We start from the raw sequence: 23,781 nt of genomic DNA on the forward strand, positions 1-23,781 counted from the left end.
TTAGAAATTGAGGCCGCCTTCGCGGGCTCCTTCTGCCAATGATTTTACGCGGCCGTGGTAGAGATAACCGGAACGGTCAAATACCACTTTCGAAATTCCTTTTCCTGTAGCACGGGCGGCAATTTCTCTGCCGACTGCGGCGGCGAGGGCGACTCCGTTGCCCCTTCCACCGAAACGTGCTTCGAGGAAGCAGACGCCAACGTGTGACCAGTTGTGTCGTCAATAATTTGAGCATAAATGCCCGTATTGCTACGAAACACTGACAGACGCGGACGCTCGGACGTGCCAGCCACCTTGGTGCGGATGATGCGCTGGATCCGTTTTCTTCTAGTTGCTTTATCGAAAGCCATGATCTGTTATTATTTCGAAGCTGTTTTACCAGCCTTACGACGAATCTGCTCACCCACGAAGCGCACGCCTTTGCCTTTGTATGGCTCAACTTTGCGCAACGAGCGAATCTTAGCGGCCACCTGGCCGAGCAGTTGCTTATCGATGCTGTTTAAAGTAACGATTGGGTTTTTACCTTTCTCAGTTACAGCAGTAGCAGTTACTTCTTTTGGCAGAGCCAAGAAGATGTTGTGCGAATAACCCAAAGAGAGTTCAAGCGTAGTACCAGCCATTGCAGCTTTGTAACCTACACCTACCAATTCCAGTTTGTGCTCGTAACCAGTACTAACTCCCTGAATAGAGTTATTGAGGAGCGAGCGGTACAAACCATGCATTGCCTTATGGCGCTTCTGCTCGGTAGGACGCTCAACTACCAACTGACCGTCGGCTTGTGTAACCGTAATGTCGCGGTCAACCGGAACTGAGAGAGTACCCTTAGGGCCCTTTACAGTTACTTCGTTTTCTTTGCTCACTTCAACCTGAACACCGGAGGGCAGGCTGATGGGCAGTTTACCAATACGTGACATATCTAGTTCTTGTCGATTAGTAAACGTAGCACAGCACTTCGCCGCCCACGTTCTCGGCTTTAGCTTCTTTTTCCGTCATTACCCCTTTCGAAGTAGAGAGGATAGCAATACCCAAACCGCTCAATACGCGGGGCATATTGTCAACTGGCGCGTAAGTACGCAAACCAGGTGAACTCACACGCTCCAGCTTTGTAATAGCAGGCTGCTTGGTAGCAGGGTTGTACTTCAGCGCGATTTTGATAGTGCCTTGTACTGCAGCATCATCAAAACGATAGCTCTGAATGTAGCCCTTCTTGTAGAGCACCTTCGTGATTTCCTTCTTGATGTTGCTGGCCGGAATCTCTACTACCCGGTGGTTTGCCTTAATGGCATTGCGCACCCGGGTCAGGTAATCGGCAATTGGATCTGTATTCATTTCAGGGTAAAAAAAGAGGCGCCCTTTTTTAGGGAGCCGCAAAGATATGAAAATTTCACTGCTGCCGAAAGACAGCAGTGAAATTTTCGTTTAAGACTTCTTGGCTCGCCTTTGCGGGAGCGGCCAATGGTTTCTCTCGGCAACCTGCCAAGTATCATTACTTCTAGCGAAAGCTAAGAAGCAATAGGTAACAAATTACCAGCTAGACTTTGTTACGCCCGGTATCTTACCTGCCAATGCCATTTCGCGGAAGCGTACACGGCTGATGCCAAACTTACGCATATAACCACGAGGACGGCCGTCGATCAGGTCGCGGTTGTGCAAACGCACAGGCGAAGAGTCACGGGGCAACTTGTCCAAACCTTCGTAGTCACCAGCAGCCTTCAGCGCTTTGCGCTTCTCGGCATAGCGGGCAACCATAGCGATACGCTTGCGCGCTCTTGCTTTTGCTGATTCCTTAGCCATTAGTCGTTTTGTTTCTTGGCGTTAGCGAAAGGCATACCGAAAGCTTTGAGAAGCTCATAGCTCTGCTCGTCGTTTTCGGCGCTTGTTACGAAAGTAATATCCATACCCGAAATCGATTTGATTTTGTCGATCGAAATTTCAGGGAAGATGATTTGCTCCTTAACGCCCAAGGTATAATTACCACGGCCGTCGAAGCCCTTATCGTTGATGCCTTTGAAGTCACGTACACGGGGCAGAGCAACCGTCAACAGACGGTCCATGAACTCGTACATCCGCTCACCACGCAACGTTACACGGGCACCGATTGGCATCCCTTCACGCAGCTTGAAGTTCGAAACCGAACGCTTGGCGATGGTTGGAACGGCTTTCTGACCAGTAATAGTCGACAGTTCGTCCACACCATTGTCCACCAGCTTCTTGTCAGCTACAGCAGCACCAATACCGCGGTTGATGCAGATTTTGGTGATGCGTGGTACCTGCATGATGCTCTTGAACTGGAATTTCTCCTGGAGCGCCGGTATTACTTCTTTGTTGTATTTCTCTTTGAGTCGTGCCATTGTCGTCGTACCGAATTAGGCTTTTGGAGCTTCCACTGCCTTCACGTTGCTCACGTGAATACCAGCTTCGATCTTAGTGATGCCTCCCTGGGGGTTCTTTGCACTTGGTTTGTTGTGCTTAGTAACCAGGTTCAGGCCTTCTACGATAACACGCTCCGTGGTGCGGTTCACCGACTTGATAACGCCGGTTTTGCCTTTTTCATCACCAGCAATAACCAAAACGGTATCACCAGTTTTCACGTGCAGTTTCGCAGGCTTTTTGTCTTTGGTCTTCGTTGCCATTGCTTAGAGAACTTCAGGAGCGAGCGAAACAATCTTCATGAACTGCTTTTCACGCAGTTCGCGGGCCACTGGGCCGAAGATGCGGGTACCGCGGGGCTCATCGTTGTTGTTGAGCAGTACCGCAGCGTTGTCGTCGAAACGGATATAAGAACCGTCTTTGCGACGAATCTCTTTCTTCGTGCGAACCACAACTGCCTTCGATACAGTGCCTTTTTTTGCGTTACCAGATGGGATAGCCGACTTGATTGCAACTACAATCTTGTCGCCTACGCTGGCGTATTTCTTACCCGTGCCACCGAGGACACGAATGCAGAGAACTTCTTTGGCGCCGCTGTTATCAGCGACGGTCAGACGGGATTCTTGCTGTATCATCTTACTTGGCGCGTTCTACAATTTCAACCAATCTCCAGCGCTTGTTCTTGCTCAGTGGGCGAGTACCCATGATGCGAACAGTATCGCCTTCGCCACATTCGTTATTCTCGTCGTGAGCCATGAACTTGGTCGACTTGGTAACGAACTTACCGTAGATCGGGTGTTTCATTTTACTCTCCACTATCACAGTGATGGACTTGTCCATCTTAGCGGAGGTCACGCGCCCGATGATTTCTTTGCGCAGATTCCGCTCAACGGCGGATGTTGCCTGCTGCTCTTCGTTGCTTGCCATCGTTAGTTAGCAGTTTTAGTAGCCTGCTCGTTCTTCCGACGGGTCTGCTCAGTCAGCAAACGGGCGACGTTCTTGCGGCTAGTTTTCAAACGACCTGGATTTTCCAATGGAGAAATAGCATGCGCGAAACGCAGCGACTGACCATTGGCTTTTTCGGTCTTAATTTGTTCGTTCAGGGCCTCGTCCGAGAGGGCCAGGATTTCAGTGTTCTTCATCTTACTTGCTTTCTACGTAGTCGCGACGAACAACAAACTGAGTCCGAACTGGCAACTTCTGAGCAGCCAGACGGAGCGACTCCTGAGCCACTTCCAGCGATACGCCGTCCGATTCAAACATGATGGTACCAGGCTTCACGCAGGCTACCCAATATTCGGGCGAACCTTTACCCTTACCCATCCGCACTTCAGCAGGCTTCTTGGTAATTGGCTTGTCTGGGAAAATACGGATCCATACTTGCCCTTCACGTTTCATAGCGCGGGTCATGGCGATACGAGCAGCCTCAATCTGGCGAGCCGTAATCCAAGCCACTTCCAACGATTTGATAGCGAAGGAACCGAAGTCTATGGAGCTGCCGCGGAAGGCGAGACCTGTCACGCGACCCTTTTGCATCTTGCGATACTTGGTCCTTTTCGGTTGTAACATGAGTTATTAAAATTGAAATTCAGAAGAAGGAAAAGGACTAGCGACGTGGAGCACCACCGCCACCACGGTTGCCGCCACCGGCAGGACCGTTACGACGAGGGCCAGCATTGCCACCACCACGGTTGTCACCTGCGCCAGCACCACCGCCGCGGTTCTCACCACCACGGTCGCCACCCCGGTCACGACGTGGACCACGGTCACCGCCACGGTCGCCACGCTCACCACGTGGGCCGCGCTCATTACCACCGCGGGTCTCGTTGCCTTGGTTGGCAGGAACCTGATTTGGGGAAAGGTCGGGCTTACCGAATACCTCACCACGCATCACCCATACCTTGATGCCAATTTTGCCATACACGGTCTGAGCTTCAGACAAAGCGTAGTCGATGTCAGCGCGCAACGTGTGCAGCGGCGTACGGCCTTCTTTGTACTGCTCGGAACGGGCGATTTCAGCACCACCCAAACGGCCACCGCACTGGATCTTGATGCCTTCGGCACCAACACGCATTGCAGCCTGGATAGACATCTTCATAGCACGACGGAACGAGATACGAGCTTGTAACTGCTGAGCAATGCTCTCACCTACTAGCTTGGCGTCAAGTTCCGGACGCTTAATTTCGAAGATGTTGATCTGAACGTCCTTGCTGGTGATCTGCTTCAGCTCGTCCTTGATCTTGTCAACCTCAGCGCCACCTTTACCGATTACCACACCCGGACGAGCCGTGTTGATAGTGATAGTGATGCGCTTAAGGGTACGCTCGATAACGATGCGGCTGATGCCACCCTTCGGGATACGAGCGAGGATATATTTGCGGATTTTTTCGTCCTCAACTAGTTTGTCGGCAAAGTCCTTGCCGCCGTACCAGTTCGAGTCCCATCCTTTGATGACGCCTAGACGGAAGCCAACCGGATTTACTTTCTGTCCCATAGTGCTTATGCGGAGGCTTGAGCCGTAGTTTCAGTGGATTTCTTGGCTGAGCTACGACGAGTTTTCGTGGCTTTGCCTTCAGTAGTTGTAGCAGCAACAGCTTCAATAGCTGCTTTGCTCCCAATGCGCTCAACTTTTGCGTCAATCACAAGAGTGACGTGGTTGCTACGCTTGCGGATGCGGTGACCACGACCCTGAGGAGCAGGGCGCAGACGCTTCAACTGACGTCCTTCGTCCACGAAAATCTCCTTGATATAGAGATTGGCATCCTCGATGCGCTCGTCTTCGTTTTTCTGCTGCCAGTTGGCCAAAGCCGAAAGCAACAGTTTCTCGATACGCTCGGCACCTGAGTTGGCTTCGAATTTCAGCAAGCCCAAGGCGCGGGTCACTTTCTGACCACGTACCATGTCGGCTACCAAGCGCATCTTGCGCGGCGAGGTAGGAACATTACTTAGTTTAGCTCTTGCTTCCATCTTAGCGTTTGCCTTTATCTTTCTTGGCTACGTGGCCACGGAAGTTGCGCGTTGGAGCGAACTCGCCGAGCTTATGACCGACCATGTTTTCGGTCACGTATACCGGGATGAATTTATTGCCATTGTGCACCGCGAAGGTGTGGCTAACGAAGTCTGGAGAGATCATCGAGCGGCGCGACCAAGTCTTGATGACGGCCTTCTTGCCCGATTCTTCCATCGTCGTTACTTTTTTCTCGAGCCGGAAGTCAATGTACGGCCCTTTTTTTAGTGAACGTGCCATTGGTTATTTCTTGCCTTTGCGATTAACGATGAGCTGCTCTGAATACTTGTTCTTGTTGCGGGTCTTCTGACCTTTAGCGAAGATACCATTACGGCTACGTGGGTGACCACCCGACGATTTACCTTCACCACCACCCATTGGGTGGTCAACAGGGTTCATTGCAACACCACGAACGCGCGGACGACGACCTAACCAACGGTTACGACCGGCTTTACCGAGACGTACATTCATGTGGTCACCATTCGATACGGTACCAACGGTTGCCATGCAGGTTACGAGAACCATGCGCATCTCACCGGAAGGCAGTTTCAGAGTGGCGTACTTGTCTTCACGAGCTACAAGCTGTGCGTAAGTACCAGCTGAGCGGGCAATTGCTGCACCAGCGCCGGGCATCAGCTCGATGTTGTGAACAATAGTACCGAGTGGGATTTCGCGGAGTGGCAATGCATTGCCTACTTCCGGCGCAACACCAGAACCCGATACGACTGTGCGGCCTACTTCAACACCAGCGGGCGCAATGATATAGCGCTTTTCGCCATCGGCGTACTGAAGCAAAGCGATACGAGCCGTGCGGTTTGGATCGTACTCGATGGTCTTCACCGTTGCTGGCACGCTGGTCTTGTCACGCTTGAAGTCCACAATACGATACTTGGCTTTGTGTCCACCGCCGATGTAGCGGTTAGACATTTTACCAGAGTTGTTACGGCCACCGGAGTTTTTCATGGGTGCCAACAGCGACTTCTCTGGCGTCGACGTCGTGATTTCGTCGAACGTCGGGGCGATACGGAAGCGCTGACCCGGTGATGTTGGTCTTAGTTGTTTGAGTGCCATTACTCTTGCTTAAGGAATTTTCTTTTGCAGAAAGGCGAAGGCTAGATGCCGTTGTAGAAGTCGATAACGTCGCCTTCTTTCACGGTCACGACGGCTTTCTTGCCGTGGGCGCGACGGCCCGAGATGGACCCACCCTTCGTGAACTTAGATTTAATCTTACCGTTCGTGCGCATGGTGCTGATGCCAACAACCGTTACGCCGTAGAACTGCTCGATGTCTTTCTTGATCTGAACCTTATTCGCGGTACGCTCTACTTCGAAAACGTACTGACCTTTTTCATTCAGGCCCGTGGCCTTCTCGGTCACGATTGGTTTCTTCAGTGTGCTCATTACTCAGCGACGGTATAAAGTTGTTCGAGCGACTTCAGGCCGTCTTCTGACAGCAGCAAAGTATCCGTGTTCAGCAGATCATGCGTGTTCAGAGCAACGGGCGTAGCCACGGTTACGCGCTGAATGTTACGAGCCGACAGAACTACGTTCTTATCTACTTCGCCAGTCACCAGCAATGTCTTTTTGCCGTTGTTCAGCTTGAGGCCGTTCAGGATGCTGAGGAAGTCTTTGGTCTTAGGAGCCGACAGAGTAATGTTCTCTACTAGGGCTACTTTGCCGTCTTTAGCCAAGCTCGAGAGAGCCGACAAACGAGCAAGACGCTTGGTTTTTTTGTTGAGCTTGAAGCCATAGTCACGGGGCTCAGGACCGAATACACGGCCGCCACCGATGAACACTGGCGACTTCATGCTACCGGCACGAGCACCACCGGTGCCTTTTTGCTTCTTCAGCTTCTTGGTAGTACCGTGCACTTCATTGCGTTGCTTCGACTTGTGCGTGCCCTGGCGCTGATTGGCCAAATACTGCTTCACGTCGAGATACATCACGTGCTCGTTGGGCTCCAAGCCGAATACGGCTTCCGGCAGCGTTACCTTGCGGCCGGTGTCTTCACCCTTGATGTTATATACTGACAGTTCCATCTTCAAGGTTATTTTTCCAGGACCACGAAAGAGTTCTTGGCACCGGGAATCGAACCGCTCACCAGGATAAGGTTCTTGTCGGCTACCACGCGCATCACCTTCAGGTTCTGCACTTTCACCCGGTCGTTACCCATCCGGCCACCCATGCGCATTCCTTTGAATACGCGCGAAGGCCACGAGCAGGCACCAATAGAACCAGGGTGACGTAGACGGTTGTGCTGACCGTGGGTCTGGCCGCCTACACCAGCGAAGTTGTAACGCTTAACAACACCCTGAAAGCCTTTGCCTTTCGAGGTGCCTACTACGTCAACAAATTCACCTTCCTCGAAGAGGGAAGCGTTGATTTCAGCACCAGCAGCGTACGTAGACTCTGCATCGAGGCGAAATTCAACCAATTTTTTCTTGGGGTAGTACCGGCTTTTGCAAAGTGACCAGCCAAGGCTTTGGTGGTGTTCTTTGCTTTTTTCTCGCCGTACCCGAGCTGGATGGCCGTGTAGCCGTCCTTCTCAGTAGTCTTAACCTGCGTCACTACGCACGGACCCGCTTCGATGAGCGTGCAAGGGATGTTTTTCCCGTCCGGAGTGAAGAGGCTTGTCATACCGATTTTTTTACCGATGATGCCAGGCATTCTGTTTTTGTTTAGTAAAAGACGCAGAAGAAAACGCCCGAGTGGCGTTTTCGTAATGGGAGTGCAAAGCTAGGAAATTGTTACGAGAATTAACAACGTCATTCTTAAATATTTTCACTGTCACGACTTTAGCTCCAAACTCGTGCTTTATCATGTGTCAGTTAGTGTCTAGTAATTGGGTTTTTCCAACCAAGCTCAGGAAGTAATCATTCCCACCTTCTAAAAGAAAATACCCTACCGGCTCGAAAGCCAGTAGGGTATCACCTAATTAGCCGACAAACTCAGTCCTCAGACTTTGATTTCAACGTCTACGCCGCTTGGCAACTCAAGCTTCATCAACGCATCAACAGTCTTCGACGAAGTTGAGTAAATGTCAACGAGACGCTTGTATGTGCAGAGCTGGAATTGCTCACGCGACTTCTTATTCACGTGGGGGAACGGAGAACAGTGAATTTCTCTTTGTCGGTTGGCAATGGGATGGGGCCGCTTACGATAGCGCCCGTAGCCTTCACCGCCTTCACGATCTTCTCCGACGATTTGTCCACCAAGTTGTGGTCGTAGGATTTGAGTTTGATGCGAATTTTCTGGTTCATGTCTTGTGTGTGAAAGCGGATTAGCGGATAGCGTTACCCTTTTGCTTAGCAATGATGGCGTCGGCCAAGTTTTGCGGCACCTGATCGTAGTGCGAGAAAGTCAAGGAAGCAGAAGCACGACCTGAAGAAATCGTACGTAGCGAGGTCACGTAGCCGAAGAGTTCCGACAGTGGAACGTCAGCCTTGATAACTTGAGCACCACCTTTGGTGTCCATGCCTTTCATGATACCGCGACGGCGGTTCAAGTCACCCGTTACCGGACCGGTATATTCGTCTGGCGAAACTACTTCTACTGCCATGATAGGCTCGAGTAATTTTGGACCAGCTTTCTTGCCGGCTTCACGGAAACCACCACGCGCTGCAAGTTCGAACGACAAGGCATCCGAGTCAACATCGTGGTAAGAACCGAAGAACAGGCGAACACGCATACCCTCGATGGGGAAACCTGCCAACGGACCGTTCTTCATAGCTTCTTCGAAACCTTTCTGAACTGGCGCGATGAATTCGCGAGGAATAACACCACCTGTGATGTCGTTCACGAACTCCAGACCTGGCTTCTCTGGATCAACCAGTTTCGGACCGAGTTCAAATACGATATCACCGAATTTACCACGACCACCAGTCTGCTTCTTGTAAGTCTCACGGTGTTCAACCGTTTTGGTGAGAACTTCTTTGTAAGCAACCATTGGAGCGCCCTGGTTGATTTCCACCTTGAACTCACGACGCATACGGTCAATGATGATTTCGAGGTGAAGCTCACCCATACCTTTCAGTACAGTCTGGCCCGTCTCAGGGTCAGTTTGTACCACGAGGGTGGGATCTTCTTCCACAAGCTTGGCGATAGCCATACCCATCTTATCAACGTCAGCCTGAGTTTTAGGCTCGATGGCGTAACCAATAACGGGCTCAGGGAACGACATCGACTCAAGTACAATGCGCGACTTCTCGTCGGTCAGTGTGTCACCCGTCTTGATGTCTTTGAAACCAACACCAGCAGCAATGTCACCAGCCTGGATTTTATCGATTGGGTTCTGCTTGTTGGAGTGCATCTGCATCAAACGCGAGATACGCTCTTTCTTACCCGTACGGTTGTTGAACACATAAGAACCAGCATCCAGCACCCCGCTGTAGCAGCGGAAGAAGCACAAGCGACCTACGAAGGGGTCGGTAGCAATTTTGAATGCTAGTGCAGTGAAAGGCTCGTCGTTGTCAGGGTGACGCTCGATTTCCTCGCCGCTGTCGGGGTTAGTACCGATGATAGCAGGCATATCGAGAGGCGAAGGCAAATAGGCCATTACACCATCAAGCATCGACTGAACACCTTTATTCTTGAAAGCCGAACCACACATTACAGGCGAAAACTTCATGTCGATAACCGCTTTGCGGATAACAACCATCATTTCTTCGCGCGTGATGCTATCTGGGTCGTCGAAGAACTTCTCTAACAGAACCTCGTCATACTCAGCAACGCTTTCTACCAGCTTTTGACGCCATTCAGCCACGGTATCAACCAGATCTTCGGGAACTGGAATCTCATGGTACGATTTGCCTTGCGTGGCATCATCCCATACGATAGCCTTACCAGTCAGCAAGTCAACAACACCTTTGAAAGTGTCCTCGGCTCCGATTGGAATCTGCAGAGGAACTGGGTTAGCACCTAGCTTCTCTTTGATTTCGTTAACAGCTTTGAAGAAGTCAGCACCAGCACGGTCCATCTTGTTGACGAAGCAGATGCGTGGCACTTTGTATTTGTCAGCCTGACGCCATACAGTTTCCGACTGCGGCTCTACACCCGATACGGCACAGAACAGAGCAACGGCACCATCAAGTACCCGCAACGAACGTTCAACTTCTACCGTGAAGTCAACGTGGCCAGGAGTGTCAATCAGGTTGATTTTATATTGCTTGGTGTCTGGAGTTGGGTCACCTTGCTCGTTAGTAGGATAGTTCCAGAACGTAGTAGTAGCAGCCGACGTGATAGTGATACCACGCTCCTGCTCCTGCTCCATCCAGTCCATCGTGGCGGCACCTTCGTGCACTTCCCCGATTTTGTGGGTCTTACCGGTATAGTAAAGAATGCGCTCCGAGGTTGTGGTCTTACCGGCGTCGATGTGCGCCATAATCCCAATGTTGCGGAGGTATTGCAGGTCTTTGTTAACAGCCATGTCTCTTTATATGAGTGAATGAGAGAATGAGTGAATAAGTGATTGTTGAGTTTGTGGTCTTAACCATTAAACCCAATCACTCATTCACTCAATCACTCATTTTTTTAGAAGCGGAAGTGCGAGAAGGCTTTGTTAGCCTCAGCCATCCGGTGCGTGTCGTCTTTCTTCTTAACGGCAGCACCTTCACCTTTAGCAGCAGCAATGATTTCGCCAGCCAACTTGTCTTTCATAGTTTTCTCACCACGACGACGAGCGTACTGAATTAGCCATTTTGCGCCTACTGAAATACGACGGTCAGGACGAACTTCGATTGGAACCTGGAAAGTAGCACCACCTACGCGGCGGCTCTTTACTTCTACGGTTGGCATTACGTTGTTCAGTGCCTTACGCCACATTTCAACACCGCTCTCTTTAGTGCGCTGCTCCACTAGGTCGCAGGCATCGTAGAAAATGGTGTAAGCCAGGTTTTTCTTCCCGTCGTACATCATGTAATTGACGAAACGGGTTACTAGCGTCTCCTTGTACTTAGGGTCGGGCAGGAGGATGCGCTTCTTTGGTTTTGACTTTCTCATGGGTATAGAAATGAGTTGAGGTAATGGGAAGTGGGATAAGAACCATGTGCTATCCAGCACTTCGCGCTACCTCACTCGGTTTCGATTACTTCTTCTTAGCTCCTGGTTTGCCGCCTTTGCCTGCTGCTGCAGCTGGTTGACCTGGCTTTGGACGCTTAGCGCCGTACTTAGAGCGACGCTGCGTACGGCCGTTTACACCGGCGGTATCCAAAGCACCACGGATGATGTGGTAACGTACACCTGGCAAGTCTTTCACGCGGCCACCACGAATCAGCACGATGCTGTGCTCCTGCAGGTTGTGGCCTTCGCCTGGAATGTAGGCGTTGACTTCCTTGCCATTGGTGAGGCGCACACGAGCTACTTTACGCATAGCCGAGTTCGGCTTCTTGGGCGTGGTGGTGTATACGCGGGTGCAAACGCCACGGCGCTGCGGGCACGAGTCAAGAGCCGGCGACTTCGACTTCGTCGTCAGCTTCTCGCGGCCTTTTCGTACTAACTGATTGATGGTAGGCATTTAATGTATGTTTTGTCAAGGAGGGTTCTCTCCCAAAAATTAGGCTTGCAAAGGTATAGAAGTTGCGCCGGAATAGCAAACGGGTTGAAATAGATAATTTTAGGGAAAACTATCTGCTCTTATTTGTCTGCTAATTCACTCTCATTCTCTGAATTTCAGGTGAGTATTAAACAAGAAAATGCTTCTGCGTAAACCCAGAAGCGCCTCCATTGTAGAATTATTTTGGTGAAGCTACGCCTCTCCTATTTTCCCACCGAACCCCATTGGATAGCTCGGAACATCTTGCTGCGCCTTAATAGTGCCAAAGGCTTGCTCGAACCGCTCTATATTTTCGCCTAGGGCGGCATGGAGCCGCTTGGCATGTTCCGGTGTGATAACTATGCGTGCCTTTACTTTCGCTTTAGGCAAGCCAGGCATCAAGCGAATGAAGTCAACAACAAACTCGCTACTGCTATGGGCAATCATGGCTAGATTGACATACTCGCCTTCCGCTATTTCTTCTGAGAGTTCGATGTTGATGGCATTCGGGTCCTGAGTGGTGTTTGAGTCGGGCTGTGGAGGCTGATTCATGTAGTGATTGTAATGGCCGCATACTTCCGGCCTTATGGTTTGAATTGCTAATAAAGAAAAAGCCGGCCGAATTGCTCCGACCGGCTTCTCCTTATGCTTTTAACTCAGGACTAGTCCTGCACAGATTCGCGACGTGAAGCGCGAGCCGTACGCTTGGTAGGAGCCACGACATCGTCGGATTTCGCCGACTGTAGTGCTTCCATTTCCTCTTTCGAGCCAACAACCTGGCGAGTGTATTCGCGCAGACCGGTACCGGCTGGAATGAGGTGACCAACGATTACGTTCTCCTTGAGACCCAACAGTTCATCGGCCTTGCCACGGATGGCAGCTTCCGACAGCACCTTGGTCGTCTCCTGGAAGGATGCAGCTGAGATGAAGGATTGGGTGCCCAACGAAGCCTGTGTAATACCTTGCAGTGTTGGACGAGATACGGACGGCTGTGCGTCGCGTACTTCAACCAATTGCAAGTCACGGCGGCGTAGGCTGGAGTTTTCGTCACGTAGGCGACGGGCACTCACAATCTGGCCAGGCTTCAAGTTCGGCGAATCGCCGGCGTTAGTAACCACCTTCATGTCGATGATGGTATCATTCTCTTCCATGAAGATAATCTTGTCGATTACCTGATTTTCGAGGAACGACGTGTCACCGGCATCTAGAATCACAACTTTCTGCATCATCTGGCGAACTACCACCTCGATGTGCTTATCGTTGATCTTCACACCCTGCAAGCGGTATACTTCCTGAATCTCGTTCACGAGGTATTCCTGCACTGCACCTGGTCCCTGAATGTTCAGGATGTCGGATGGCGTGATGGCACCGTCGGACAGTGGCATACCAGCTCGGATGAAGTCATTGTCCTGCACAAGGATGTGCTTAGACAGTGGCACCATATACTTCTTCTTAACGCCGTCTTTCGACTCCACGAAGATTTCACGGTTACCACGCTTCACCGTACCGTACGTTACTACGCCGTCGATTTCCGACACAACTGCTGGGTTCGATGGGTTACGAGCTTCAAAAAGTTCGGTAACGCGGGGCAGACCACCGGTGATATCGCGGGTTTTACCCACAGCACGCGGAATCTTGGCCAGGATGTAACCAGCCTTAATTTTCTGCCCGTTCTCCACGTTCAAGTGCGAACCAACTGGGATGCTATAGCTCCGCTGACCTTCTTCTTCGCCCTTCTTACCAGGACGAACAATGATGGCAGGGTTCTGGTCCTTCGCTTTCGATTCGATAATCACTTTCTCGCGGTGACCAGTCTGTTCGTCTGATTCCTCACGGTAGGTAATGCCTTCGGTAATAGCGTCGTACTGAACGGTACCATCGAACTCAGCCAAAATAACGGCGTTGTATGGGTCCCAGTTGTTCAGCTCTTGGCCTTTCTCCACTTCCTGGCCTTCTTCAACCAGCAAGAAAGAGCCGTAAGGCACGTGGTTCGAGATAAACACTTTACCAGTGCCTTTCTCTACAATGCGAATCTCGCCCGAACGACCCATTACTACTTTCACCGGCTCGCCGTCAGGATTAGCGGTTTCCACAGTACGGATATCTTCGAATTCAACTACGCCAGCAAACTTAGCCTTGAGGCTAGCTTCTACTGCGATGTTGGAAGCAGTACCACCTACGTGGAACGTACGCAGCGTCAGCTGAGTACCAGGCTCACCAATAGACTGGGCAGCAATTACACCAACAGCTTCACCTTTCTGGACCATGCGGCCCGACGATAGGTTACGACCGTAGCACTTAGCACAGATACCACGCTTTGATTCGCAAGTCAGTACTGAGCGGATTTCCACCGATTCAATACCTGCATTGTCGATACGACGCGTGATGTCTTCGGTGATTTCCTCACCAGCTGGCAAGATCACCTCGTCCGTTACCGGATCAATAACATCGTGTACAGCCACACGGCCAAGAATACGCTCCGACAGGGGCTCTACTACGTCTTCGTTGTCCTTCAAAGCGAAGGTTTCGATGCCACGCAGCGTACCACAGTCGTTTTCGTTCACAATCACATCCTGCGACACGTCTACCAGACGACGAGTCAGGTAACCGGCGTCAGCAGTTTTCAGTGCAGTATCGGCAAGACCTTTACGAGCACCGTGAGTGGAGATGAAGTACTCGATTACGTCTAGACCTTCTTTGAAGTTAGACAGAATCGGGTTTTCAATGATCTCACCAACCGAACCTTGTAGAGATTTTTGTGGCTTAGCCATCAGACCCCGCATACCGCCAAGCTGACGAATCTGCTCGCGTGAACCGCGGGCACCCGAGTGCATCATCATGTAAATCGAGTTGAAGCCCTGGTTCTCCTTTTCGAGGCGACCCATGAGGGTTTCAGTGATTTGGTTGTTGATGCGGGTCCAGATGTCAATAACCTGGTTATAACGCTCGTTGTCCGTAATCAGACCCATCTGGTAGTTCTGCGTTACGGCAGCTACGTCGGCCTGAGCTTGGGCTACGAGAGCATCTTTCTCTTTCGGGATGTTGATATCGCCAAGACCCATCGACAGACCACCTTTGTAAGCTGACTGGAAGCCAAGCGTCTTGATGTCGTCGAGGAACTGAGCAGTGCGGGCCATACCAGTCCGCTTGAACACCATCGAAATGATTTGCTGCAGCTTCTTTTTGGTTAGCAATTCATCTACGAAACCTACTTCGGTTGGCACGAGCTGGTTGAACAGCACGCGACCGGCTACGGTCTCGATGATTTTTGTAACGAGGTTATCGTTCTCGTCGCGAACCTGCGTGCGCACCTTGATGTATGCATGCTTCGACAGTTGCTCTTCGTTGATAGCAATAACAACTTCCTCGTCGGAGTAAAACATGCGGCCTTCGCCCTGAATCTGCTCGTCTTCGGTGCTGCGCTTGCCTTTAGTTACATAGTACAAGCCAAGAACCATGTCCTGCGACGGCACCGCAATCGGTGCGCCGTTGGCTGGGTTCAGGATGTTGTGCGATGCCAACATAAGCATAGAGGCCTCCAGAATAGCGGCCGGTCCTAGGGGAACGTGCACAGCCATTTGGTCACCGTCAAAGTCAGCGTTGAAAGCGGTACACACCAATGGGTGCAGCTGAATAGCTTTACCCTCGATGAGACGTGGCTGGAACGCTTGGATACCCAAGCGGTGCAAGGTAGGAGCACGGTTCAGCAGGACCGGGTGGCCCTTCAGTACGTTTTCCAGAATATCCCACACTACGGCGTCCTTGCGGTCAACGATCTTCTTCGCCGACTTCACCGTCTTCACGATCCCGCGCTCGATGAGCTTGCGGATGATGAACGGCTTGAACAACTCAGCAGCCATGTTCTTGGGCAGACCGCACTCGTGCAGTTTCAGCTCAGGACCTACCACAATAACCGAACGGCCAGAGTAGTCAACACGCTTACCAAGCAAGTTCTGACGGAAGCGGCCTTGCTTGCCTTTCAGCATATCGGACAGCGACTTCAACGCACGGTTGCCTTCAGCACGCACAGCATTCACCTTACGCGAGTTGTCGAACAGCGAGTCAACAGCTTCCTGCAACATGCGTTTCTCGTTTCGCAGAATCACTTCAGGCGCTTTGATTTCGATCAGGCGCTTGAGGCGGTTGTTACGGATGATGACGCGACGATAGAGGTCGTTCAAGTCGGAGGTAGCGAAACGGCCACCATCCAACGGCACGAGAGGGCGCAGTTCCGGTGGAATCACCGGCACCATGCGAATTACCATCCACTCAGGCTTATTCTCGATTCGAGTAGCGGCGTCGCGGAATGCTTCCACTACGCGCAGACGCTTCAACGCTTCAGCCTTACGCTGCTGCGAAGTCTCGTGTGCAGCAGAGTCACGCAACGAGTAAGAGAGTTCGTCGAGGTTGATACGCTCCAACAGGAGTTGCAGCGCGTCGGCACCCATACGGGCAATGAATTTATTCGGGTCCTCGTTCGGCAACATCTGGTTCTCCCGGGGAGCTTATCAATGATATCGAGGTACTCGTCTTCGGTTAGGAAGTCGAGTTGCTGCACACCTTCTTCGGCGAGCACACCCGGCTGCACTACTACGTAGCGCTCATAATAGATGATCTGGTCGAGCTTCTTGGTAGGTAAGCCTAGCAAGTAACCGATTTTGTTGGGCAGGGACTTGAAGTACCAGATATGCGCAACGGGCACCACCAGTTCGATGTGGCCCATCCGCTCCCGGCGTACTTTCTTTTCAGTCACCTCTACGCCGCAACGGTCGCAGATGATGCCTTTGTACCGGATGCGCTTGTATTTACCGCAGTGGCATTCCCAGTCCTTTACCGGACCGAAAATACGCTCGCAGAACAAGCCACCCATTTCGGGCTTGTACGTCCGGTAGTTGATCGTCTCAGGCTTCACAACCTCACCGTTCGACCGCTCCAGAATGGATTCGGGCGAGGCCAGCGAGATAGTGACTTTCGAGAAGTCCTGTACCAGTTTTTTGTTTTTTGCAAACGCCATGTAGAGAAGCTGTTAGCTGTTGGCTTTGTAGGCTGTCGTGGATAATCGGCTCTTCTTAAGAGGAGTCCGAAAAACCAGAACAGTTCGACTCTGATAAAAGTGCTCTGTAGACCGGATAGGTACGTCGTACAGCAGGTTTTACTAGGTCTTGATAATACTATGGTCTGTCTTTCAATAAATGCAAACCTCGCTACGGTCAGATGCCTCCGGAAATTATTGCCGTTCTGACCTATCTCGGAACGGCTCCGCCGACAACTGCAATCAGCCACTCCAACCGCAGACTTTATATTGAATAGGTAGCTGCCAGTACCGAAGCACTGACAGCTACCTATCAAAACGTTACTCTAGCGTGATTTCCAAGGCCAGACCACGCAACTCGTGAATGAGCACGTTGAATGACTCGGGGATATTTGGCTTCGGTAACACGTCACCTTTCACAATAGCCTCGTACGCTTTGGCACGGCCTACCACGTCATCCGACTTCACAGTCAAAATTTCCTGGAGAACGTTGGATGCACCGAATGCCTCAAGAGCCCATACCTCCATTTCGCCGAAGCGCTGACCACCGAACTGTGCCTTACCACCTAGCGGCTGCTGCGTAATGAGCGAGTACGGACCGATAGAACGAGCGTGCATCTTGTCATCAACAAGGTGACCCAGCTTCAGCATGTAAATCACACCAACCGTTACCGGCTGATCGAAACGCTGGCCAGTCAAACCGTCGTGCAGATACGCACGACCGAAGTGCGGCAAGCCAGCTTCCGCTAGTTCCTTAGATACTTCCTCTTCGGTAGCACCGTCGAAAATCGGAGTAGCATAAGTGCGGCCCAGCTTGAGGCCGGCCCAACCCAATACCGTCTCATAAATCTGACCGATGTTCATCCGGCTTGGTACACCAAGCGGGTTAAGCACGATGTCCATTGGTGTGCCATCTGGCAGGAACGGCATGTCCTCATCGCGCACGATGCGGGCTACTACCCCTTTGTTACCGTGACGACCAGCCATTTTATCACCCACCTTCAGCTTACGCTTTTTGGCGATGTAGACTTTAGCTAGCTGCACGATACCTGCTGGCAGTTCGTCGCCTACTTCCAGCGTGAACCGGTCGCGCTTGAAGCGGGCCGTGATAGTGTTGCGACGCTTGGCATAGTTCTTTACCAATTGCGTCACCATCGTATTCACGCGGGCATCAGAGGTCCAACCTTCAAGAACGAGGTCCTTGAACATGTTCACTTCCTCTGGTACTGCGTAGTTGCTCTCGTCCTTGTAAGGGTTCTTCTCAGGGAACAGTGCATCAGCAATGTTCTTCTTCCCGAACTTGGCACCCTTCGCCAGGATTTCGTCGCCGAACTTGTGCTTAACTCCTTGCGAAGTTTTGCCTTCCAGCAACTGAACCAATTTATCGACCATAACGGCCTTCACTGCGCGCAGCTCCTTGGCATAAGCATCCTTAAGCTCTTCCACTTCCTTCTTCGACTTGGCCCGGAGGTTTTTGTCTTTCTTAGGACGTGAGAACAGCTTGGTGCCGATAACCACACCGTTCAAGGATGGTGGCGCCTTAAGCGAGGCATCCTTCACGTCGCCGGCTTTGTCACCAAAGATGGCACGGAGCAGCTTCTCCTCCGGCGTTGGGTCCGTCTCGCCTTTCGGCGTGATTTTACCGATGAGAATGTCGCCTTCCTTCACCTCAGCACCCAAGCGGATGATACCGTTGTCGTCAAGGTTGCGGACAGCTTCTTCGCTCACGTTCGGAATTTCCGAGGTCAGCTCTTCTTCGCCACGCTTGGTTTCGCGCACTTCCAGCTCGAACTCTTCGATGTGAATCGAAGTGAAGATGTCGTCGCGAACCACTTTCTCCGAAATAACAATGGCATCCTCGAAGTTGTAACCCTGCCATGGCATGAAGGCCACCTGCATGTTACGACCGAGGGCTAGTTCACCTTTGTTGGTACCGTAGCCTTCGCAGAGCACTTGACCTTTCACTACCCGCTCCCCAGTCTTCACCAGCGGCGTTAAGTTGATGCAAGTATCTTGGTTGGTACGACGGAATTTGATGAGGTCATACGAAATCTTCTCAGCATCGAAGCTTACCAAGATGTCATCTTCCGTCAAATCGTATTTCACTACGATGCGGTTAGCATCTACGTAGTCTATTACACCGTCGCCTTCCGCTACCACAAGGGTGCGAGAGTCGCTAGCTACACGGCCTTCCAGACCGGTACCCACAATCGGAGCCTCGGCTTTCAGGAGCGGAACTGCCTGACGCTGCATGTTCGAACCCATCAGGGCACGGTTGGCGTCATCGTGCTCCAGGAACGGAATCAACGAAGCAGCAACCGATACAATCTGGTTAGGAGCTACGTCCATGTAGCTGTACTCCGAAGGACCTACCACCGGGAAGTCACCTTCGAAACGACCTTTTACAAGTTCGTTGGTGAAGTTGCCTTCCTCATCGATGCGGGCGTTAGCCTGTGCAATGTGGTGCGTGTCTTCTTCCTCAGCGGTCAGGTACTTCACGTTCGAGCTGACATCTACCTTACCACCTTCTACGTTGCGGTAAGGCGTCTCGATGAAGCCCATCGAGTTAACCCGAGCGTGCACGCAAAGCGACGAAATCAAACCGATGTTCGGTCCTTCCGGCGTTTCGATAGTGCACAGACGGCCGTAGTGCGTATAGTGAACGTCACGTACTTCGAAACCAGCACGCTCACGCGACAGACCTCCTGGCCCAAGTGCCGATACGCGACGCTTGTGCGTCACCTCAGCCAGCGGGTTGGTCTGGTCCATAAACTGCGACAACTGGTTGGTGCCGAAGAACGAGTTGATAACGCTCGACAAAGTACGGGCATTGATCAGGTCAACTGGCTTGAAGTCCTCGTTGTCACGCACGTTCATGCGCTCCTTGATTGTACGAGCCATACGGGCCAGACCTACGCCAAACTGAGCGTACAACTGCTCCCCTACCGTGCGCACCCGGCGGTTGCTCAAGTGGTCAATGTCATCGACAATGGCCTTCGAGTTAATCAGACCGATCAGATATTTCACAATCAGAACAATGTCCTGGTTGGTCAATACCCGAGCTTCTTGGCTCATGTCGATGCCAAGCTTCTTATTGATACGGTAGCGGCCTACGTCACCGAGGTCGTATCGCTTGTCCGAGAAGAACAATTTCTGGATAATGTCGCGGGCAGTTTCTTCGTCGGGAGCCTCCGTGTTCCGGAGTTGACGGTAGATCTGCTCAACGGCTTCTTTCTCCGAGTTGGAGTTATCCTTTTGAAGCGTGTTGTATATAATAGCGAAGTCCGCAATGTTCACGTTCTCCTTATGCAGAATCACCGACTTCGGGCCTGCATTAAGAATCGTTTCGATATCGTCTTCCTGAATGGTCGAATCGCGCTCCAGTAACACTTCGTTCCGGTCGATAGAGACCACTTCACCGGTATCCTCGTCCACAAAATCTTCCGTCCAAGTGCGCAGCACCCGAGCAGCTAGTTTGCGGCCCACGGCGCGCTTCAAGTTCTTGCGGTCGGCCTTCACCTCTTCCGACAGCCCGAACAAATCGAGAATGTCTTTATCGGTTCCGTAACCGATGGCGCGGAGCAGCGTAGTAACCGGAAACTTCTTTTTCCGGTCGATGTAGGCATACATCACGTTGTTCACGTCCGTGGCAAACTCAATCCACGAACCTTTGAATGGAATGATACGAGCTGAGTATAGTTTCGTGCCGTTGGTGTGCTTGCTTTGAGCAAAGAACACACCGGGTGAACGGTGTAGCTGCGATACAATAACACGCTCGGCACCGTTGATAACGAACGAGCCTTTCTCGGTCATGTAGGGAATGTTACCCAAGAACACTTCCTGCTCAATAGTCTCGAAATCCTCGTTGTCCGTGTCATTGCAGACTAGGCGCAACTTAGCTTTGAGAGGCACTGAATACGTCAAGCCACGATCAATACACTCATCCACCGAATATTTCGGAGGATCTACGTGATAATCGATGAAGGTCAAAACAAAGTTTTCGCGCGAGTCCGAAATCGGAAAGTTCTCGGCGAATACTTTGAAGAGCCCCTCATCTGTACGGTTTTCGGCAGCCGTCTCCAATTGGAAGAAGTCCATAAACGAGCGAACCTGCACGTCTAGGAAATCCGGATACTCGATAACCTTTTTAATCTTGGCAAAATTGATCCGCTCGTCAGCGGCCTGCAGCTTCTGCAATGCAGTTTGTGCGTTCGGTGTAGCCAATGTATGTGGGGTTAAGAAATGACACTGGGAAAGCACTGACTCACCAAATAAATTGGTGACAAATTATCGGCAAGCAACTCGAAAGCGAACTTAGCCGATACACAGAAGCGCGAAGCAGAACTTCACGCATCAGGATCCGTAGGCACAAAAAGCCGCTAAGCGGCATGCAAACGGACTTCAGTATAGTTTGTTGCCTACAAACAGGAAAAGACCTGGCTTAGTTGCCAGGCCTCTCCATATTTATTGGTTAAAAGCGGCGTTGCAGAGTAATTACTTAACCTCTACTTCAGCACCGGCTTCTTCCAGCTGCTTCTTCAGCGACTCAGCTTCGTCTTTGGTTACACCTTCTTTCAAAGGCTTAGGAGCACCGTCGACTAGTTCTTTAGCTTCTTTCAAGCCAAGACCAGTCAGGTCTTTTACTAGCTTTACAACAGCCAGCTTAGCGCCACCCGCAGCCTTCAAGATTACGTCGAAAGAAGTCTTCTCTTCTGGAGCTTCAGCAGCAGCAGCGCCACCACCAGCAACTGCTACGGGAGCAGCAGCAGCAGGCTCGATGCCGTACTCGTCCTTCAAGATAGTAGCTAACTCGTTTACTTCTTTTACCGTCAGGCTAACGAGCTGCTCGGCGAATGCTTTCAAATCTGCCATTTCTGTAGATTGTTAAAAAAGGGGTTGTTGAACTTTTGAATTATATAGGTGAAAAAGATGAGCAGCGGTTAGCCTGCAACCTCTTCTTTTTCGGAAAGCGTTTTGAGGATACCAGCCAGTTTGTTGCCACCGCTCGACAGAGCAGAGATAACATTTTTGGCAGGCGACTGAAGCAGACCGATGATATCACCGATAAGTTCTTGCTTGCCTTTGATGGTGCTGAGCGTTTCCAGTTGGTTTGAACCAACATAGATGCTAGCATCAATATAGGCGCCTTTCAAAGCTGGTTTAGGCTCTACGTTTTTGCCGTAGTTCTGAGCCTTATAGAAATCCTTTAGCAGCTTGGCAGGAGCTGAGCCCGACTCTTTCGAGAACAGCACGCCCGACTGGCCAGCCAGTGCAGCATCCATTTCAGTCGTGTCGCCACCTAGAGTGTCGAGGGCCTTACGGATGAAGGTGTTCTTGTACACCTTGTACTCCATACCGCGGTTGAAGCACAGGCGACGGAATTCGTTGATTTTAGCCACCGACATTCCCGAAGCATCGGCAATGTAGAACGCGTTGTGCGATTGAAACTTCTCGCTCAACTCGTCGACTAGGGCTTGTTTTTCTTCCCGGTTCATATCGTCGTGTTGGTTTTACTTAAGCGGAAGTTACTTGCGTGTCAACCGGAACGGCTGGGCTCATCGTGCTCGAAAGCGTGATGCTTTTGATGTAAGTGCCTTTAGACGAAGAAGGCTTCAAACGGGTCAGCGTCTGAATTACCTCAATAGCGTTTTCGGCGAGCTTTTGCTCATCGAAAGACACTTTGCCCACTGAGCAGTGGATGATACCAGTCTTATCAACTTTGAAGTCGATCTTACCAGCTTTCACCTCCTGCACGGCTTTAGCTACGTCTGTAGTTACTGTACCCGACTTTGGGTTTGGCATCAGGCCACGTGGACCAAGAACCCGGCCCAAACGACCAACCTTCGCCATCACAGATGGCATCGTGATGATAACATCGATGTCAGTCCAACCTTTCTCAATTTTCGAGATATAGTCGTCGAGACCAACATAGTCAGCACCAGCGGCAGTGGCTTCAGCCTCCTTATCGGGAGTAACAAGAGCCAGTACGCGTACAGTTTTGCCAGTACCATGGGGCAACGTAGCTACGCCACGTACCATCTGATCGGCTTTGCGAGGATCAACACCTAGACGAACGTCGATGTCTACAGAAGCGTCAAACTTGGTGTAAGTGATATCCTTCACCACTTTGGCAGCTTCTACTAGATTACGAACCTGCGTCAGGTCGTGCTTAGCAAGGGCTTCCTTGCGCTTTTTGCTTACTTGTGCCATGTCTTCTCCGTCGTTAATTATTCAGCAAAAGGAGAAGTACCCGACACAGTGATGCCCATGCTGCGTGCCGTACCGGCTACCTGCAACATTGCCGACTCCACTTTGAAAGCATTCAGGTCTGGCATCTTCGTTTCTGCGATGGTGCGCACCTGGTCCCACGACACTGAACCGACCTTGTTACGGTTAGGCTCTTTCGAACCGCTCTGGAGCTTTGCAGCCTCCTTGAGGAGAACTGGCACCGGAGGAGTCTTCACGACGAAATCGAACGACTTGTCGGTGTACATAGTGATGAGTACAGGACAAACTTGGCCAGCCTTATCTTGGGTGCGAGCATTAAACTGCTTGCAAAATTCCATGATGTTAAGGCCTTTGCTACCAAGTGCAGGTCCAACCGGCGGCGCGGGGTTTGCGGCGCCTCCCTTTATCTGAAGTTTCAGATAACCTCTAATTTCCTTGGCCATTGGGTTTGTAAGGCTTTGGACTTTGCGACGTAACCCGCATCATCCTCAGTTTTGTAATAACTCCGAGTGGAAGCCCCGCCGGTCCGGAGTCGATAACCGACGACGTTTTATTATTTGGAATTTAGAGTTAAGAGCTTAGAACTCGGACTTATAGAGTGTCTGAGTTCTAAGCT

Annotated in this window: 25 protein-coding genes and 5 pseudogenes; all 30 read right to left on the reverse strand. The window is 51.3% G+C overall.

Annotation, left to right across the window (positions count from 1 at the left end; translation table 11 throughout):
* The 30 genes and pseudogenes from rplR to rplK all read right to left on the reverse strand — a co-directional run bounded on the left by rplR (position 1) and on the right by rplK (position 23,608).
* A pseudogene (gene rplR, locus MUN86_RS19285) lies at positions 1-350 on the reverse strand (50S ribosomal protein L18).
* Positions 351-359: 9 nt separating this feature from the next.
* Positions 360-914 carry a 50S ribosomal protein L6 gene (gene rplF / locus MUN86_RS19290; RefSeq protein WP_243797578.1) on the reverse strand — a complete coding sequence of 185 codons (555 nt, stop codon included), beginning with the start codon at positions 912-914 and terminating at the stop codon, positions 360-362.
* A 16-nt stretch (positions 915-930) separates the two neighbouring features.
* A complete protein-coding gene (gene rpsH / locus MUN86_RS19295; RefSeq protein WP_243797580.1) occupies positions 931-1,329 on the reverse strand; it encodes a 30S ribosomal protein S8 in 399 nt (132 codons plus the stop codon).
* Positions 1,330-1,524: 195 nt separating this feature from the next.
* Positions 1,525-1,794, reverse strand: coding sequence for a 30S ribosomal protein S14 (gene rpsN, locus MUN86_RS19300; RefSeq protein WP_245119656.1), 270 nt, complete (start codon positions 1,792-1,794; stop codon positions 1,525-1,527).
* Positions 1,794-2,351, reverse strand: coding sequence for a 50S ribosomal protein L5 (rplE, locus tag MUN86_RS19305; protein ID WP_022822136.1), 558 nt, complete (start codon positions 2,349-2,351; stop codon positions 1,794-1,796). The genes rpsN and rplE overlap by 1 nt, the downstream gene beginning before the upstream one ends.
* Before the next feature lie 15 nt (positions 2,352-2,366).
* Positions 2,367-2,633, reverse strand: coding sequence for a 50S ribosomal protein L24 (rplX, locus tag MUN86_RS19310; RefSeq protein ID WP_022822135.1), 267 nt, complete (start codon positions 2,631-2,633; stop codon positions 2,367-2,369).
* Positions 2,634-2,636: 3 nt separating this feature from the next.
* Positions 2,637-3,005, reverse strand: coding sequence for a 50S ribosomal protein L14 (rplN, locus tag MUN86_RS19315; RefSeq protein ID WP_022822134.1), 369 nt, complete (start codon positions 3,003-3,005; stop codon positions 2,637-2,639).
* Between the two features lies 1 nt (position 3,006).
* A complete protein-coding gene (gene rpsQ, locus MUN86_RS19320; protein ID WP_022822133.1) occupies positions 3,007-3,297 on the reverse strand; it encodes a 30S ribosomal protein S17 in 291 nt (96 codons plus the stop codon).
* A gap of 2 nt (positions 3,298-3,299) precedes the next feature.
* Positions 3,300-3,512 (reverse strand): 50S ribosomal protein L29, encoded by a 213-nt coding sequence (gene rpmC / locus MUN86_RS19325; protein WP_022822132.1) that lies wholly within the window; start codon positions 3,510-3,512, stop codon positions 3,300-3,302.
* Position 3,513: 1 nt separating this feature from the next.
* Positions 3,514-3,939, reverse strand: a complete 426-nt coding sequence (gene rplP / locus MUN86_RS19330) for a 50S ribosomal protein L16 (protein ID WP_022822131.1) — start codon at positions 3,937-3,939, stop codon at positions 3,514-3,516.
* Between the two features lie 37 nt (positions 3,940-3,976).
* Positions 3,977-4,864 (reverse strand): 30S ribosomal protein S3, encoded by an 888-nt coding sequence (rpsC, locus tag MUN86_RS19335; RefSeq protein WP_243797584.1) that lies wholly within the window; start codon positions 4,862-4,864, stop codon positions 3,977-3,979.
* Between the two features lie 137 nt (positions 4,865-5,001).
* Positions 5,002-5,337, reverse strand: a pseudogene (rplV, locus tag MUN86_RS19340) (50S ribosomal protein L22); the annotation flags it as partial.
* A gap of 1 nt (position 5,338) precedes the next feature.
* Entirely contained in the window at positions 5,339-5,617 is a 279-nt protein-coding gene (gene rpsS / locus MUN86_RS19345; RefSeq protein WP_022822128.1) for a 30S ribosomal protein S19, read from the reverse strand.
* Between the two features lie 3 nt (positions 5,618-5,620).
* Positions 5,621-6,448, reverse strand: coding sequence for a 50S ribosomal protein L2 (rplB, locus tag MUN86_RS19350; protein WP_245119657.1), 828 nt, complete (start codon positions 6,446-6,448; stop codon positions 5,621-5,623).
* Between the two features lie 41 nt (positions 6,449-6,489).
* Positions 6,490-6,777, reverse strand: a complete 288-nt coding sequence (gene rplW, locus MUN86_RS19355) for a 50S ribosomal protein L23 (protein WP_022822126.1) — start codon at positions 6,775-6,777, stop codon at positions 6,490-6,492.
* On the reverse strand, positions 6,777-7,415 hold the full coding sequence (gene rplD, locus MUN86_RS19360; RefSeq protein WP_022822125.1) for a 50S ribosomal protein L4: 639 nt from the start codon (positions 7,413-7,415) through the stop codon (positions 6,777-6,779). The genes rplW and rplD overlap by 1 nt, the downstream gene beginning before the upstream one ends.
* An 8-nt stretch (positions 7,416-7,423) precedes the next feature.
* Positions 7,424-7,825 (reverse strand): annotated as a pseudogene (gene rplC, locus MUN86_RS19365) (50S ribosomal protein L3); the annotation flags it as partial.
* Positions 7,717-8,043 carry a hypothetical protein gene (locus MUN86_RS19370; RefSeq protein ID WP_245119658.1) on the reverse strand — a complete coding sequence of 109 codons (327 nt, stop codon included), beginning with the start codon at positions 8,041-8,043 and terminating at the stop codon, positions 7,717-7,719. The pseudogene rplC and the gene MUN86_RS19370, both read right to left, overlap by 109 nt.
* 288 nt (positions 8,044-8,331) lie before the next feature.
* A pseudogene (gene rpsJ, locus MUN86_RS19375) lies at positions 8,332-8,636 on the reverse strand (30S ribosomal protein S10).
* A 20-nt stretch (positions 8,637-8,656) separates the two neighbouring features.
* Positions 8,657-10,801 carry an elongation factor G gene (fusA, locus tag MUN86_RS19380; RefSeq protein ID WP_245119659.1) on the reverse strand — a complete coding sequence of 715 codons (2,145 nt, stop codon included), beginning with the start codon at positions 10,799-10,801 and terminating at the stop codon, positions 8,657-8,659.
* 104 nt (positions 10,802-10,905) lie between these two features.
* The gene (gene rpsG, locus MUN86_RS19385; RefSeq protein WP_206981605.1) at positions 10,906-11,373 is read right to left on the reverse strand and encodes a 30S ribosomal protein S7; all 468 of its coding nucleotides are present in this window, start codon (positions 11,371-11,373) and stop codon (positions 10,906-10,908) included.
* 85 nt (positions 11,374-11,458) lie between these two features.
* The gene (gene rpsL / locus MUN86_RS19390; protein WP_022822120.1) at positions 11,459-11,887 is read right to left on the reverse strand and encodes a 30S ribosomal protein S12; all 429 of its coding nucleotides are present in this window, start codon (positions 11,885-11,887) and stop codon (positions 11,459-11,461) included.
* 231 nt (positions 11,888-12,118) lie between these two features.
* Positions 12,119-12,457, reverse strand: coding sequence for a DUF3467 domain-containing protein (locus MUN86_RS19395; protein ID WP_245119660.1), 339 nt, complete (start codon positions 12,455-12,457; stop codon positions 12,119-12,121).
* Positions 12,458-13,092: 635 nt separating this feature from the next.
* A pseudogene (rpoC, locus tag MUN86_RS19400) lies at positions 13,093-16,353 on the reverse strand (DNA-directed RNA polymerase subunit beta'); the annotation flags it as partial.
* A complete protein-coding gene (locus MUN86_RS31275) occupies positions 16,236-16,919 on the reverse strand; it encodes a hypothetical protein (protein WP_280640538.1) in 684 nt (227 codons plus the stop codon). The pseudogene rpoC and the gene MUN86_RS31275, both read right to left, overlap by 118 nt.
* A 339-nt stretch (positions 16,920-17,258) precedes the next feature.
* Positions 17,259-21,161 (reverse strand): DNA-directed RNA polymerase subunit beta, encoded by a 3,903-nt coding sequence (gene rpoB, locus MUN86_RS19405; RefSeq protein WP_375379444.1) that lies wholly within the window; start codon positions 21,159-21,161, stop codon positions 17,259-17,261.
* A 270-nt stretch (positions 21,162-21,431) separates the two neighbouring features.
* Positions 21,432-21,809, reverse strand: a complete 378-nt coding sequence (rplL, locus tag MUN86_RS19410; RefSeq protein ID WP_245119661.1) for a 50S ribosomal protein L7/L12 — start codon at positions 21,807-21,809, stop codon at positions 21,432-21,434.
* A gap of 68 nt (positions 21,810-21,877) precedes the next feature.
* Positions 21,878-22,432: a 50S ribosomal protein L10 gene (gene rplJ / locus MUN86_RS19415; RefSeq protein ID WP_245119662.1), complete on the reverse strand. Its 555-nt coding sequence runs from the start codon at positions 22,430-22,432 to the stop codon at positions 21,878-21,880.
* A gap of 19 nt (positions 22,433-22,451) precedes the next feature.
* Positions 22,452-23,147, reverse strand: a complete 696-nt coding sequence (rplA, locus tag MUN86_RS19420) for a 50S ribosomal protein L1 (RefSeq protein ID WP_022822114.1) — start codon at positions 23,145-23,147, stop codon at positions 22,452-22,454.
* Positions 23,148-23,164: 17 nt separating this feature from the next.
* Positions 23,165-23,608, reverse strand: a complete 444-nt coding sequence (gene rplK / locus MUN86_RS19425; RefSeq protein WP_245119663.1) for a 50S ribosomal protein L11 — start codon at positions 23,606-23,608, stop codon at positions 23,165-23,167.
* Positions 23,609-23,781: the final 173 nt, after the last annotated feature.

It is taken from the genome of Hymenobacter volaticus, assembly GCF_022921055.1.
In the GTDB taxonomy this organism is placed as follows: domain Bacteria; phylum Bacteroidota; class Bacteroidia; order Cytophagales; family Hymenobacteraceae; genus Hymenobacter; species Hymenobacter volaticus.

Excerpts from the sequence above, each read along its gene's own strand:
- rplP (WP_022822131.1), bottom strand. The coding sequence starts at position 3,939 with ATGTTACAACCGAAAAGGACCAAGTATCGCAAGATGCAAAAGGGTCGC.
- rplA (WP_022822114.1), bottom strand. The coding sequence starts at position 23,147 with ATGGCACAAGTAAGCAAAAAGCGCAAGGAAGCCCTTGCTAAGCACGAC.
- rpsS (WP_022822128.1), bottom strand. The coding sequence starts at position 5,617 with ATGGCACGTTCACTAAAAAAAGGGCCGTACATTGACTTCCGGCTCGAG.
- rplB (WP_245119657.1), bottom strand. The coding sequence starts at position 6,448 with ATGGCACTCAAACAACTAAGACCAACATCACCGGGTCAGCGCTTCCGT.
- rpsN (WP_245119656.1), bottom strand. The coding sequence starts at position 1,794 with ATGGCTAAGGAATCAGCAAAAGCAAGAGCGCGCAAGCGTATCGCTATG.
- rpsH (WP_243797580.1), bottom strand. The coding sequence starts at position 1,329 with ATGAATACAGATCCAATTGCCGATTACCTGACCCGGGTGCGCAATGCC.
- rplD (WP_022822125.1), bottom strand. The coding sequence starts at position 7,415 with ATGGAACTGTCAGTATATAACATCAAGGGTGAAGACACCGGCCGCAAG.
- rpsC (WP_243797584.1), bottom strand. The coding sequence starts at position 4,864 with ATGGGACAGAAAGTAAATCCGGTTGGCTTCCGTCTAGGCGTCATCAAA.
- rplW (WP_022822126.1), bottom strand. The coding sequence starts at position 6,777 with ATGAGCACACTGAAGAAACCAATCGTGACCGAGAAGGCCACGGGCCTG.
- rplE (WP_022822136.1), bottom strand. The coding sequence starts at position 2,351 with ATGGCACGACTCAAAGAGAAATACAACAAAGAAGTAATACCGGCGCTC.
- rplN (WP_022822134.1), bottom strand. The coding sequence starts at position 3,005 with ATGATACAGCAAGAATCCCGTCTGACCGTCGCTGATAACAGCGGCGCC.
- rplL (WP_245119661.1), bottom strand. The coding sequence starts at position 21,809 with ATGGCAGATTTGAAAGCATTCGCCGAGCAGCTCGTTAGCCTGACGGTA.
- rplJ (WP_245119662.1), bottom strand. The coding sequence starts at position 22,432 with ATGAACCGGGAAGAAAAACAAGCCCTAGTCGACGAGTTGAGCGAGAAG.
- rpsL (WP_022822120.1), bottom strand. The coding sequence starts at position 11,887 with ATGCCTACCATCAATCAGTTAGTACGAAAAGGCCGCGAGAAGCTGACG.
- rpsQ (WP_022822133.1), bottom strand. The coding sequence starts at position 3,297 with ATGGCAAGCAACGAAGAGCAGCAGGCAACATCCGCCGTTGAGCGGAAT.
- rplK (WP_245119663.1), bottom strand. The coding sequence starts at position 23,608 with ATGGCCAAGGAAATTAGAGGTTATCTGAAACTTCAGATAAAGGGAGGC.
- fusA (WP_245119659.1), bottom strand. The coding sequence starts at position 10,801 with ATGGCTGTTAACAAAGACCTGCAATACCTCCGCAACATTGGGATTATG.
- MUN86_RS19395 (WP_245119660.1), bottom strand. The coding sequence starts at position 12,457 with ATGAATCAGCCTCCACAGCCCGACTCAAACACCACTCAGGACCCGAAT.
- rplX (WP_022822135.1), bottom strand. The coding sequence starts at position 2,633 with ATGGCAACGAAGACCAAAGACAAAAAGCCTGCGAAACTGCACGTGAAA.
- MUN86_RS31275 (WP_280640538.1), bottom strand. The coding sequence starts at position 16,919 with ATGGCGTTTGCAAAAAACAAAAAACTGGTACAGGACTTCTCGAAAGTC.
- rplF (WP_243797578.1), bottom strand. The coding sequence starts at position 914 with ATGTCACGTATTGGTAAACTGCCCATCAGCCTGCCCTCCGGTGTTCAG.
- MUN86_RS19370 (WP_245119658.1), bottom strand. The coding sequence starts at position 8,043 with ATGCCTGGCATCATCGGTAAAAAAATCGGTATGACAAGCCTCTTCACT.
- rpmC (WP_022822132.1), bottom strand. The coding sequence starts at position 3,512 with ATGAAGAACACTGAAATCCTGGCCCTCTCGGACGAGGCCCTGAACGAA.
- rpsG (WP_206981605.1), bottom strand. The coding sequence starts at position 11,373 with ATGAGAAAGTCAAAACCAAAGAAGCGCATCCTCCTGCCCGACCCTAAG.